At 37.8% G+C, this 12,135-nt stretch carries 12 protein-coding genes; 1 reads left to right on the top strand and 11 read right to left on the bottom strand.

Annotated elements, in window-relative coordinates:
* Positions 1 to 13: 13 nt before the first annotated feature.
* The 5 genes from CGC63_RS04665 to infC form a co-directional block, all read right to left on the bottom strand.
* Entirely contained in the window at positions 14 to 1,006 is a 993-nt protein-coding gene (locus CGC63_RS04665; RefSeq protein ID WP_004223296.1) for a sensor histidine kinase, read from the bottom strand.
* Between the two features lie 18 nt (positions 1,007 to 1,024).
* The gene (locus tag CGC63_RS04660; protein WP_004223308.1) at positions 1,025 to 1,699 is read right to left on the bottom strand and encodes a response regulator transcription factor; all 675 of its coding nucleotides are present in this window, start codon (positions 1,697 to 1,699) and stop codon (positions 1,025 to 1,027) included.
* Positions 1,700 to 1,787: 88 nt separating this feature from the next.
* A complete protein-coding gene (rplT, locus tag CGC63_RS04655) occupies positions 1,788 to 2,144 on the bottom strand; it encodes a 50S ribosomal protein L20 (protein WP_004223310.1) in 357 nt (118 codons plus the stop codon).
* Between the two features lie 44 nt (positions 2,145 to 2,188).
* Positions 2,189 to 2,386 carry a 50S ribosomal protein L35 gene (gene rpmI, locus CGC63_RS04650; RefSeq protein WP_004223312.1) on the bottom strand — a complete coding sequence of 66 codons (198 nt, stop codon included), beginning with the start codon at positions 2,384 to 2,386 and terminating at the stop codon, positions 2,189 to 2,191.
* 30 nt (positions 2,387 to 2,416) lie between these two features.
* Positions 2,417 to 2,911: a translation initiation factor IF-3 gene (infC, locus tag CGC63_RS04645; RefSeq protein ID WP_004223314.1), complete on the bottom strand. Its 495-nt coding sequence runs from the start codon at positions 2,909 to 2,911 to the stop codon at positions 2,417 to 2,419.
* A gap of 456 nt (positions 2,912 to 3,367) precedes the next feature.
* Between infC and CGC63_RS04640 the strand changes: the two genes are divergently transcribed.
* Entirely contained in the window at positions 3,368 to 4,723 is a 1,356-nt protein-coding gene (locus CGC63_RS04640) for a sodium-dependent transporter (RefSeq protein WP_009246826.1), read from the top strand.
* A 68-nt stretch (positions 4,724 to 4,791) separates the two neighbouring features.
* Here the strand turns inward: CGC63_RS04640 and CGC63_RS04635 are convergent, their stop codons facing one another.
* The 6 genes from CGC63_RS04635 to CGC63_RS04610 all read right to left on the bottom strand — a co-directional run bounded on the left by CGC63_RS04635 (position 4,792) and on the right by CGC63_RS04610 (position 12,119).
* A complete protein-coding gene (locus tag CGC63_RS04635; RefSeq protein WP_004223325.1) occupies positions 4,792 to 5,889 on the bottom strand; it encodes a DUF362 domain-containing protein in 1,098 nt (365 codons plus the stop codon).
* 110 nt (positions 5,890 to 5,999) lie between these two features.
* Positions 6,000 to 7,043, bottom strand: a complete 1,044-nt coding sequence (locus tag CGC63_RS04630; protein WP_040351278.1) for a ribonucleotide-diphosphate reductase subunit beta — start codon at positions 7,041 to 7,043, stop codon at positions 6,000 to 6,002.
* A 16-nt stretch (positions 7,044 to 7,059) separates the two neighbouring features.
* On the bottom strand, positions 7,060 to 9,261 hold the full coding sequence (locus tag CGC63_RS04625) for a ribonucleoside-diphosphate reductase subunit alpha (protein ID WP_004223333.1): 2,202 nt from the start codon (positions 9,259 to 9,261) through the stop codon (positions 7,060 to 7,062).
* A gap of 181 nt (positions 9,262 to 9,442) precedes the next feature.
* Positions 9,443 to 9,856, bottom strand: coding sequence for a GtrA family protein (locus CGC63_RS04620; RefSeq protein ID WP_004223336.1), 414 nt, complete (start codon positions 9,854 to 9,856; stop codon positions 9,443 to 9,445).
* An 8-nt stretch (positions 9,857 to 9,864) separates the two neighbouring features.
* On the bottom strand, positions 9,865 to 10,980 hold the full coding sequence (gene glf / locus CGC63_RS04615; protein ID WP_004223339.1) for a UDP-galactopyranose mutase: 1,116 nt from the start codon (positions 10,978 to 10,980) through the stop codon (positions 9,865 to 9,867).
* Positions 10,981 to 11,087: 107 nt separating this feature from the next.
* Entirely contained in the window at positions 11,088 to 12,119 is a 1,032-nt protein-coding gene (locus CGC63_RS04610; RefSeq protein WP_009246830.1) for a S66 family peptidase, read from the bottom strand.
* Between the last annotated feature and the right edge of the window lie 16 nt (positions 12,120 to 12,135).

The raw sequence follows: 12,135 nt of genomic DNA, 5'->3' as shown, positions 1-12,135 counted from the left end.
TTTTGAAAGATTGTTATTCTATTTCCAGTTTTTTTCTCTTTAAATCCAAAATCATCTCTGTGCCCTTATGAATTTCAGACTCAGCCCAAATTCCGTATCCCAGCTTTTCACAAATCCTTTTACACAAATATAAGCCTATGCCGCTCGCCTTTTTATCCTCTCTTCCATTATATCCCGTATAGCCCTTTTCAAAAATTCTGGGCAAATCTTCTTTGGCAATTCCAATTCCCGTATCCTTCACTACCAAAAGCTGCGGCGGCTTCCACTGTAAGGAAATACAGCCTCCCGGCTTTGTATATTTTAAAGAATTGGACAGCAGCTGCTCCAGCACAAAAAGCAGCCACTTTTCATCTGTCAAAATCACTGCATTGGTGGTTTCATATTCCAGCTTTATCTTTTTACGGATAAATTGCGGTGCAAATCTGCGTACTGCCTGTTTTATAATACTGTCTAAGGAATATTCCCGAAAAACATAGTCTTTTTCGCTGCTGTCAAGGCGCAGATAGCAGAGCACCATTTCCACATACTGCTCAATACGCATTAAATCTGTCCCGATTTCTCTGGAAAATTCGCTGTCTTCTCCTTGCAGCTTTAAATACATGGAAGCAATGGGCGTCTTAATCTGATGTACCCATAAAGTATAATATTCCAGCATATCCAACTCTTTTTCATTATATATATTTTCCATATTTTGGATGTTTTCATACAACCGCTCCACAAGCTTTTCGTATTCTGCCTCCAGTCCGCCCTCTGCCTTTGGCAGGTTTTCCGGCAAAAATTCTTTCTGGCTTACTGCTCTTTCCAGTTGGACATATTTCTGACGGAATTTTATAAACTGAAAAATCAAAACAGCTATTCCAAAAGCACTACCCACGAAAACTGCATAAACCGCCGCATGAAGGGGAATTTGATACAGGAAAAAAAGGCAGAAAAAGACAGCGGAAAATAACAGATAAAAGAGAATTTTTCCCCCTTGTTTCTTGATATAGATTGAAAATACTTTCATTACGTTCTCCTTACTTGCTTAAATAGCAATGGTATATCCCATTCCCACCTTTGTAGTGATAAAATCGGACAAGCCTGCCTGAGCCAGCTTTTTCCGCAGACGGTTTACATTGACACTTAATGTATTTTCATCTACAAAACTGTCATTTTCCCAAAGCTTTTCCATAAGACGTTCCCTGCTTACGATTTTTCCTTTATTCTCCATCAAGGTCTGTAAAATCCGGTATTCGTTCTTTGTCAATTCAATTTTTTCGTCCTGATAAAAAAGAACCGCCTCCGCTGTATTTAAAAGCGCACCTTTATGCTCCAAAACAGAAACCTGTCCCGTATAATCATAGCTTCTTCTAAGCAATGCCTGTATCTTTGCAGTCAACACCGATAAATCAAAGGGCTTTGCCACAAAATCATCTCCGCCCATTTGAATTGCCATTACTATATTCATATTGTCTGATGCAGAGGAAATAAATAAAACAGGAATTTGAGATATTTTTCTGATTTCCTGACACCAGTAATAGCCGTTAAAGAAAGGAAGCGTAATGTCCATCAGCACAAGATGATAATTATATGCAGAAAACTCTGTCATTACATCTGCAAAATTCTCCACGCACCGCGCCTGTAAATTCCACGCTTCTAAATGCTTTTTAATTGCATGGGCAATATCCATGTCATCTTCCACAATTAAAATCCGATACATAAGTCTGTCTCCTTGTTTGCTTAAATACAGGTTTTAAACTTAAAAAGAGCTGTCACATTAATATGTAACAACTCTTTCCAATCTTCTATTAAGCTAATTTAGATTTTGCTAATTCTGCTAATGTAGCAAATCCTGCTGCATCATTGATAGCCATATCAGCTAATACTTTTCTGTTTAAATCAACGTTAGCTAATTTTAAACCGTACATAAATTTGCTGTAAGATAATCCGTTCATTCTTGCAGCAGCGTTGATACGTGCAATCCATAACTGTCTGAACTGACGTTTTCTCTGTTTTCTGCCTGCGTAAGAACTTGTTAAAGCTCTCATTACAGACTGTTTTGCTACTCTATACTGTTTGGAACGAGCTCCTCTGTAACCTTTAGCCAGTTTCAATACTCTATTATGTCTTTTCTTAGCGTTTAATCCGCCTTTAATTCTTGCCATTCTTAATTTCCTCCTATATTAAACACATACTTACACACAAACGATTAGATGTAAGGTAAGATTTTTTTCATGTTCTTTACATTAGTTGCATCTGTGATAGCTGCTTTTCTAAGATTTCTTTTTCTCTTCTGAGATTTCTTTGTTAAGATATGGCTCTTATAAGCTTTATTTCTTTTTAATTTACCTGTACCTGTTGATTTGAAGCGCTTTGCAGCTGCTTTAGTTGTTTTCATTTTTGGCATGTTTATGTCCTCCTTAAACTCTTTTTCTTATTAACGTTTTTCCGTCAAAAACATAGTCATGCTTCTTCCTTCTACCTTTGGTGCTTTTTCTACAACAGCAACATCAGATAGGATTTCAGCAAATTTCTCTAAAATACATTTGCTGCTTTGCATGTGTGCCATCTCTCTCCCACGGAAACGCAGAGTAACTTTTACCTTATTTCCTTTTGTCAGGAACTTTCTGGCATTATTGACTTTCGTGTTCAAATCGTTTTCCTCAATATTCGGGGATAAACGCACTTCTTTGATTTCTATGGTTTTCTGTTTCTTCTTAGCTTCCTTTTCTTTTCTGGCTAATTCGTACTTATACTTACCATAATCGATAATTTTACAAACCGGTGGTTTTGCCGTAGGAGCAATCTTCACAAGGTCTAATCCTGCCTCCGCCGCATGCTTCTGCGCCTCTCTGGCAGACATAATTCCCAGCTGCTCTCCCTCTGCGCCTATAAGACGGACCTCTTTATCTCTGATTTGTTCGTTAATCATTAAATCGCTAATAGTAGTGCACCTCCATAATATTGATAAACCCTTACAGCCTTTGGCTGCTTGAACTTGATGAAAGAAAGAACAAGAATTCACAGAGCAGTTTCCTATATATAAAAAAGGATAGTTCTGCAAACTATCCACTGTTTATCCGCATAAGAAAACGCCTTGCGCCTCATTATCTTCATATAAACCATAGTCACTCATTTGTGCTAAGGTGAGAGTGGATACTCTGCTTTCTTTTCTTCTTCAGACTTATTTAGTCTACCATATATCCGCATCTTCGTCAAGTAGATTTCGTACTTTTCAGGAATTTTATTTTTTTTTAATTTTTTTAAGAAAATTCTTGTTTTTTTTACAATTCAGTGGCATAATAAGGGCTATATATCCCGGCCAATGTATCACTTTAAAGTGTCATTGACTGTATCTACATAATTAAAAATTTAAGAGGTGATGTTTATGGACAAAAAAAGAGGTTCTTTTTCAAACAAAATGGGCTTCGTCCTTGCCGCTGCAGGTTCTGCTGTGGGTCTTGGCAATCTTTGGCGATTTCCCTATCTTGCTGCAAAATACGGAGGAGGTATCTTCCTGCTAGTATATTTAATCCTTGCGGTAACTCTTGGCTTCACTCTTATGATAACAGAAATTGCCATTGGACGTAAAACAGGATTAAGTGCTGTCGGCGCTTTTAAAGCCCTTGATAAACGTTTTAAATTTGTAGGTTATCTGGCGTGTATCGTTCCTTTTGTTATTACACCTTATTACTGCGTAATCGGCGGTTGGGTCATTAAATATTTTGTAACCTTTCTGACAGGTGATGTTGCTGCTGCTGCCGGTGACGAGTATTTTAACGGTTTTATCAGCCAGGCAGGTTCTCCTGTATTCTGGTTTGCATTATACGTTATCATTACTGCTGTTGTAGTTATTTTCGGCGTAGAAAAAGGAATTGAAAAGGCAAGCCGTATTATGATGCCACTTTTAATCGTACTGATTATAGGCGTTTCCGTCTTTTGTATCACACGCCCCGGCGCTATGGAGGGTGTGAAATATTATCTGCTTCCTGACTTTTCTAAATTCTCCGCTACTACGGTACTTGCAGCTATGGGACAGTTATTCTATTCCATGTCCCTTGCAATGGGAATTATGATTACCTACGGTTCTTATATGAAGAAGGACTGCAATCTGGAAAAATCTGTAAGACAGATTGAAATCTTCGATACTGCGATTGCTTTTCTGGCAGGTTTGATGATTATTCCTTCTGTTTTTGTATTTTCAGGCGGTGACGAAGCAGCACTGGGCAAAGGACCTTCCTTAATGTTTGTTACACTTCCTAAGGTTTTTGAAGATATGACTCTGGGCGGTGTAATCGGAACTGTGTTCTTCCTTCTGGTATTATTTGCAGCTTTGACATCTTCTATCTCTCTTTTAGAAACAAACGTTTCTATTATAAGAGATAAACTTGGATGGAGCAGAAAAAAAGCAACAATCTCTGTTGCCATTTATGTGCTGGTATTAGGCGCTATTGTTTCCTTAGGCTTCGGACCTTTAAGCTTTATCAAGATTATCGGTCTTGGTCTTCTGGATTTCTTTGATTTCCTGAGCAACAGTGTATTGATGCCAATCGTTGCAATCCTGACCTGTATCTGTATCGGACACTTTATTGGTTCTAACGTAGTTTCTGATGAGGTAGAGTTAAACGGAGCATTTAAGTTTAAGAAGTTCTATAACATTATGCTGAAATGGATTGCTCCTATTTGCTTAATTCTGATCTTGGTATTTGCTGTATCAGAAGCAATGGGATGGATTACCGTTTAATAAAAAATGTTTTTTAAATAGGACAGTCGCTTTACGATTGAATAATCGTGAAGCGACTGTCCTATTTTTTATCTTCCCACTGTATAATTTTTCAAAAACTCATAAATCTCCTCTTCGGTAGGCGGACATCCTTTCACATAATTTTGAAATCCTCTCGTGCAGTTCCCTACTCCCAGTTTTCCTGCTTTTCCGTGATATCCCTGTCCGATGCAGATTTTCTCCGTCAAATTTTGCAAAAGTCCTTCTTCCTTCAACCGCCAAAGAGCCGGCAAAAGATAACCGTAACAAGCACTGCAAGACTCCACTTCCTCTACTGCATCACAAACCTCCACTACTTTTCTCTCTTTCGGAATATATTCTCCCTGTTTCGGTGTATTCAACTCACGAAGCTGCACATTTTCCCAGCATGCGTCCCCTGCCCCTAATGCTTCCGCCATTTTTATATACGGTACTTCCTCCACCTCATACCCCATAAAATGACATACATAAGCATCACAAAGCACCGGATCTGTCGCAGCCAGAATACGGTTTAACTCCACCGGATTTCCCCCGTCTTCAAAATCCCAATCTCCGCAAATACTGTCAACCACTGTAAAATCCGGTGCAATTTCTGCTGCCAGATAAGCAATGGGTTCATGAAGTCCCATAGCATGAAAGTGCCTTTTTTCGCAGTTCGGTATCAATCCCTTTAAGTTTTTCAGTGCACAGGTGATTTTTGTCTGACAATGCCCTTTCATAACCGGCACATTAATCAAAAAGTCTAAGCTTTTTACTTCGTCGCAGATTTTCAATTCCATTCCCTGACAGGAATATGTTTGATACGTATCTTTTTGTAAATCTATAAAAGGCACATGGTATCGCTCCGAAAGCTCATAATATCCGCAGACCTCCGCTGCTTCTGCTGTTTTATCTCCTACCCATGAGCTTTCCAACATTACCAGATTAGAAAAACCTCTTTCCTGCAAATATTCAATAATTCCCGCCACAATTTCACTGTGGGTAGTTGCTCCATAAGAAGCCTCAGAAGGTGCTACCAAATTTGGTTTTATTCCTATTTTACACTCTTTGCTTAAAATTCGGCCTTCTAAATCCGCTTCCTGTAAAAGAGTTTTTGTCATTTGTTTATATTCTGTTCCGTAAATCGCCAGAATTTCCTGCTTTTCCACTTAATTACTTTCCTCCTGTTTCAAGCGTTAAATATCGGTGCCAAAGAACTTTGACTCCAACATCTTTTTATAGAATAGTATTAAGCCCGATAGAAAGTCAATATTTTCCTCTATAAATCATCTAAAAGAGCCGTACTTTTTGCATAAGCGGTACTTTTCGCTTCAAAAAAGTCTGTCTTTACCATATTTGCATTGGAATAATAACTCACCCATTTCATACTCTCCGGCTCTTTTTCATATCCCGGATACACTACGTCAAAGCCCAAGCCTGTAAAGCGTAAATTACCCAGATATTTTATATATTCTGTAATCATTTCTTTTGAAATTCCGGGGATATCGTCTCCCAAAACATAGTGCCCCCACGCAATCTCCTGCTCCACACCCTCCATCAGCATTTCCTTTAAAGCTTGTATATTTTCTTTCGTAAAAAGCTCCGGTTCTTCCTCTTTTAACTGCAAAATCATATTTCGAAACAGCCACAAATGAGTATTTTCATCTCTGTTAATATAACGAATTTCTTGCGCAGAGCCGGGCATTTTCCCATTTCTACTTAAATTATAGAAGAACATAAAACCACTGTAAAAGTAAATTCCTTCTAAAATATAGTTTGCCATCATGACTTTCAGCAGTGTAAAGCTGTCTTTTTTCATTTGAAATTCATTATATAATTCGCCGATAAAGGTATTTCTCTTTAACAGCCTTTCATCTGTTTTCCACTGATACAAAATCTCATTACGCTTTTCCGGACTGCAAATTGTATCCAACATATAGCTATAACTTTGGCTGTGCACACATTCTTGAAAGGTCTGAATGGAAAGGCATAAGTTTATTTCATTTGCCGTAATATATTCTCCGATACAAGGCAAATTTGCAGACTGAATGGAGTCTAAAAACACCAGAAAGCTCAAAATTTTATCGTAAGCCTGACGCTCTTTTCCTAAAAGCTCCCCATAGTCTTTTCTGTCCTGAGAAAGATTGATTTCCTCCGGTATCCAGAAATTATTCATTGCCTGACGATACCAGCCCTTCACCCATCCATACCGCATGTTGTTGAAATCATTTAAGTTAGTAGTATTTCCGCCAATCATCCTGCGAAAACGCACATCTGTGTCTCCACTTGGATTAAACAGCGGTTTTTTCTTTAATTCTGTCATCTCGTTCTCCTTCTTCCTATGAAGCACAGCTTTCACATTCCTCCACTTCAAGGGATTTACTTCTCACATAATAAATCGTTTTTACTCCTGCTTCCCATGCCTCTACATACAGGTGAAAAAGCTGTCGCAGCGTATAATTGTTGGTAATATATAAGTTTAAGCTCTGTGCCTGATCAATATGTCTCTGTCTGACACCGCAGGCTTTTACACTGAAACTCTGGTCAATATTATGCGCATTCCGGTAGTAATAATAAGTATCCAAAGACAAATCCGGAGCTACTCTCGGCAGCATGCTTCCCTTCTTTTCTTCCATGAAAAACTTCTTCATAACAGGGTCCAGCCCTGCCGTAGTTCCTGCCAGAATACTGGTACTGCTGGTAGGCGCTGCTGCTAAAAGATAACCGTTTCGCATACCTGTATTTCTTACTTTATACTCTAATTCTTTCCATTCTTTTGACACGTAATTTCGCTTTTCAAAATATGCGCCGGTATGCCAGTCACTGCCTTCAAAAAATTGATAAGTACCTTTCTCTTCTGCCAAATCCGCACTTGCCAAAACAGTAAAATAATTTATCATTTCAAACAATTCATCTGCAAATTTTAAGTGCTCCTCACTTTCCCAAAGAATGTTTTTCTTTGCCAAAAGATGATGATATCCGCTTACTCCAAGACCAATTCCTCTGTACTTTTGATTGGTAATTTGTGCATAGGGAACAGGATAAAAATTCAAATCTATCACATTATCAAGGGCTCTTACCGCTGTCCCGACAATATCTTTCATGTATTTTTTATCTTCTACGGAAAGATGCCCAAGAGAAAGACTCGCCAGATTACATACCACAAAATCACCCGGTTTTGTGGTTGTAACCACTACGGTTTCACCGTCTTTTGTTTTAATTTCAGTGGAGATACTTTCTGTTTCCTGCATATTCTGGGCAATCTCTGTGCACAGATTAGAACAATAAATCATTCCCTTATGCCCATTGGGGTTGGCACGATTTACCGTATCTCTGTTAAAGGTAAAAGGTGTTCCCGTTTCTGCTGCTGATTTTAAAACCATACGTACAATTTCTTTTATGGTAATGCTGCGTTTTTTAATTCGTTCATCTTCTATACACTGTCTGTACTTTTCTTCCCATTCTTCTCCGTAGCAATCTTCCAAACGCCATCCCTTCACCATAAAAATTTCATGAGGACACATTAAATGCCACTTCTGTTCCAAATCCTCCTTTGCCATTTTCCAAAACAAATCAGGATAGCACACTGCCGGAAAAATGTCATGAGCCTTCATTCTGTCATCTCCGTTATTGGTACGAAGCTGTAAAAATTCAGGTAAATCTCTATGCCATACATCTAAATATACCGCAGCCGCCCCTTGTCGTACCCCCAGCTGGTCCACAGCTACGGCAGTATCATTGACAAGACGTATCCAGCGGATAACGCCTCCCGCCGCTCCTTCAAAGCCTCGTATGGTACTTCCTGTTGCTCTCACCTTTCCGAAATACATTCCCATACCGCCACCGAACTTACTGACTTTTGCAAAATTATCAATGCTTCTGTAAATCCCCTCTAAGCTATCGGGTACTACATCAATAAAGCAGCTGGAAAGCTGATGGTATGGCTTTCTTGCATTTGACAAGGTAGGTGTAGCCATGGTCACTTCCTGCTTACTGAGCATGTCATAAAACTTCTTCACCCACTTCATTTTATCCTTCATTTCCTTCATTGCCAGATGAAGGGCAATTCCCATGTACATTTCCTGCGGTGTTTCCAGTTTAATATGGTCATGGGTCTGAATAACATAACGATTTAAGAGCAAATCCAGTCCCGAATAATTAAATAGGTTATTGCGTTCTGGCTTCATATAACTTTCTGCTTCCAGAATTTCCTCTTCCGAATAATTTTCTAAAATATAACTCCCATATAATCCCTCTTTTGTAAGATACTGGATTTTCTCGTAGAAACTTTCAATTCCTCTTTTCGCCAATTCTGTTTTTAACCTTTTTTCAAATTTCATATATAAAAAGCGGGCACCGATGTATTCCCATTTTGGTTCTGTCTCCTGCGTCAGTTCCACGGCAGCCTTCGTCAATGCCTGTAAAATATCTTCCTCTGTCATATTTTCTCTTTTCAAACGCTCATATCCCTGTTCCAGCTTACAGACATTATATTCTGCTTCAGGAAATTTCTTCATCACCTGACTGATATAATTTTTCATTTCCTTGCTCCTTTAATTTCATCCTATACTATATCTTGTATTCTCTGTTACCCATCATAGCATATTTTCCGTTTTAATACTAGAGTTTTTTAATCCATTTTAGAAAACGGATAATGTATTTCTCCTGAAACGCAAAAAGAAACCATAGATTTTCTCCATAGTTTCTCTTTTATATAAAATTTTATTTCGATTTTTTAAATATAATCCTTTTGCTTGCAATATAGTTTAACAAAATCACGATAATATTGGCTGCAAATTTACTAAACATATCGTTTAGACGAAAAACACCCACAAACAGGAGCATACTTCCCCAATCAACAACACCGGTGCTCAATCGGCAAATAAAGAAATAAAATGCTTCTCTTACTATTTCTGCCGGATTTTTTGCTTCACTTTTAAATACCCATTTACGGTTTGTAACATAAGCAAAAATCAAAGCCAAAAGCCACGCTATAACTGTACTCGGCATCATCCCAAAATCACACAAATATGCCAAAGTCCAATATCCTATCATATTTACAGCAGTTGTACAAACTCCAAAAAACAGATAGGGAATGATGTCTTTATATTTTTCCAATAGTTCTTTTCTGCTCACTCTGTCATCTACTTCCTATCTTTTCTTGCCAGCTCTTTTTCTGCCGTCTGAAGTGCTGCTTCTACAACCTTATCCATATCGTAATACTTATAATTACCAAGGCGTCCTCCAAATATCACGTTTATTTCCTTTTCCGCCAATTCTCTGTATTTCTCAAACAGTTCATTATTCTGCTCGTTATTTACCGGATAATAAGGCTCCATTCCCACTTTCCATTCTGAAGAATATTCTCTGGAAATAACAGTTTTCTCCTGTTTTCCAAATTCAAAATGCTTATGCTCAATAATTCTTGTATAAGGAACCTCTCTGTCTGTATAATTTACCACAGCATTTCCCTGATAATTATCCATATCCAGAACTTCTGTTTCAAAGCGCACAGAACGATACTCCAATGCTCCCAGTTGATATCCGAAATACTCGTCAATCATTCCTGTAAATACCACTTTATCCGCTATATTTTCATTCTCTTTTCTGAATGTAAAATAATCCGTATTGGTTTTTACCTCTATACCTTCCAACATTTTTTCTACAATCGCTGTATATCCGCCCTTTGGTATTCCCTGATAAATATCATTAAAATAATTATTGTCATAAGTAAAGCGGAAGGGAAGCCTTTTGATAATAAATGCAGGAAGCTCTGTACACGGACGTCCCCACTGCTTTTCTGTATATCCCTTTATCAGCTTTTCATAAACATCTGTTCCCGCTAAAGAAAGCGCCTGTTCCTCCAGATTTTTAGGTTCTGTAATATGTAATTCTTCAATCTGCTGTGCAATGATCTCTTTTGCTTCTTTTGGCGTACGAATTCCCCACATTTTACTAAATGTATTCATATTAAAAGGAAGATTATATAACTCATCTTTATATACTGCAATGGGAGAATTAATGTAATTATTAAACTCTGCAAATTGGTTCATATATTCCCAAATTGCTTTGTTAGAAGTATGAAAAATATGTGCCCCATACTTATGTACATGTATCCCTTCTATGTCTTCACAATAAACATTTCCGGCAATATGAGGTCTTTTATCAATAACCAGACATCTCTTTCCCTTTTTCTTTGCCTCATGAGCAAACACTGCGCCAAACAAACCTGCGCCTACTATTAGATAATCATACCTCATAATTTTCTCCCTTTTTCTCTGTATATTTTAATTAACAGAGATAATATTAGCATATCATTGGCGTTTTTTCAATCCCATCACAGACTGCTGTCGATGTCTTTTTACAATTATTCTGCCTGAAAACTAATCCTTTGTTTCTCTACCTCCACTGTCGCCTCAATTCCAAAAGGAATAATACATCTTGGAAGTGCATGACCTATATTGACATTATATACAATCGGTAATGCAAGATTATCAATCGTTTCTATCAGCACTTTTTTGTACTCTTCGTAATAAGTTTCATCCATGGGTTTTCCTATCAGCAATCCATTCACTGCTTCAAACACTCCGGTCTCTTTTAATTTCAAAAGCGCCTTTTTCAGCTTATCCGGTATCATCTTTTCTTCGCTGGTTTCCAAAAGCAGAATTTTTCCTTTCCACTCATTTTTAGAAGGAAACAATTGATATTTACTGCAAAGCTCCGGTGAATTTTCGTATCTCTCACCATCAAATATATCAAATATGGTATCCAAACATCCACCTAAAATTTTACCGGAGAAAACAGCACTTCCCTGTAATAGCTCATATCCCCTGTTAGGCTTTTCCGGAAGCTCCACTCCTACCTGATTTTCATCATAATTCGTTCTTCCCTCATACCACACATCACTTGGGGAAATCTCCTTAATTGTGCCTGTCGTAATCAATTCTTCAAAATATTCCTTTGTATAAGGCAGCATTTCTTTTCCTAACTCGCAGATATCGGAAAGAAATGACTGTCCGTAAAAAGTATTTAATCCTACTTTATGAAGCATAAAATGGTTCATGGTACTGTCTGAAAATCCTAAAAATATTTTCTTTGTAACTACCTTTTGCAGTTCTCCGTTCTCGAACAAATAAGGAAGCAGTCGATACGTGTCATCACCACCGATGGCACACAATATCATATCGATTTCCGAATCGGAAAATGCCTGTAAAAGGTCTTCTGCTCTTTTATCAGGGTGCTCTTTTAAATAATCAATTCCTTTTAAAGCATGATCCATAAACTTTACTTTCAACCCATAATTCTTTAACCTGTCAATGCCTAAATCCAATTCATGCTTTATAAAATCTTCCCCAATTGTTCCACTTGATAAACTGACAATTCCCACTGTTTTCACCATATTCTTCCTCCCCATA

Origin of the sequence: Blautia hansenii DSM 20583, assembly GCF_002222595.2 — a bacterium.
Taxonomy (GTDB): domain Bacteria; phylum Bacillota; class Clostridia; order Lachnospirales; family Lachnospiraceae; genus Blautia; species Blautia hansenii.
Note: the sequence above shows the minus strand (reverse complement) of the source record. Positions and strands in the feature narration are given on the sequence as shown.

What these genes read in the sequence shown, in the direction of transcription:
- CGC63_RS04665 (WP_004223296.1), bottom strand. Translation starts at nt 1,006, where the DNA reads ATGAAAGTATTTTCAATCTATATCAAGAAACAAGGGGGAAAAATTCTC.
- CGC63_RS04660 (WP_004223308.1), bottom strand. Translation starts at nt 1,699, where the DNA reads ATGTATCGGATTTTAATTGTGGAAGATGACATGGATATTGCCCATGCA.
- rplT (WP_004223310.1), bottom strand. Translation starts at nt 2,144, where the DNA reads ATGGCAAGAATTAAAGGCGGATTAAACGCTAAGAAAAGACATAATAGA.
- rpmI (WP_004223312.1), bottom strand. Translation starts at nt 2,386, where the DNA reads ATGCCAAAAATGAAAACAACTAAAGCAGCTGCAAAGCGCTTCAAATCA.
- infC (WP_004223314.1), bottom strand. Translation starts at nt 2,911, where the DNA reads ATGATTAACGAACAAATCAGAGATAAAGAGGTCCGTCTTATAGGCGCA.
- CGC63_RS04640 (WP_009246826.1), top strand. Translation starts at nt 3,368, where the DNA reads ATGGACAAAAAAAGAGGTTCTTTTTCAAACAAAATGGGCTTCGTCCTT.
- CGC63_RS04630 (WP_040351278.1), bottom strand. Translation starts at nt 7,043, where the DNA reads ATGACAGAATTAAAGAAAAAACCGCTGTTTAATCCAAGTGGAGACACA.
- CGC63_RS04625 (WP_004223333.1), bottom strand. Translation starts at nt 9,261, where the DNA reads ATGAAAAATTATATCAGTCAGGTGATGAAGAAATTTCCTGAAGCAGAA.
- glf (WP_004223339.1), bottom strand. Translation starts at nt 10,980, where the DNA reads ATGAGGTATGATTATCTAATAGTAGGCGCAGGTTTGTTTGGCGCAGTG.
- CGC63_RS04610 (WP_009246830.1), bottom strand. Translation starts at nt 12,119, where the DNA reads ATGGTGAAAACAGTGGGAATTGTCAGTTTATCAAGTGGAACAATTGGG.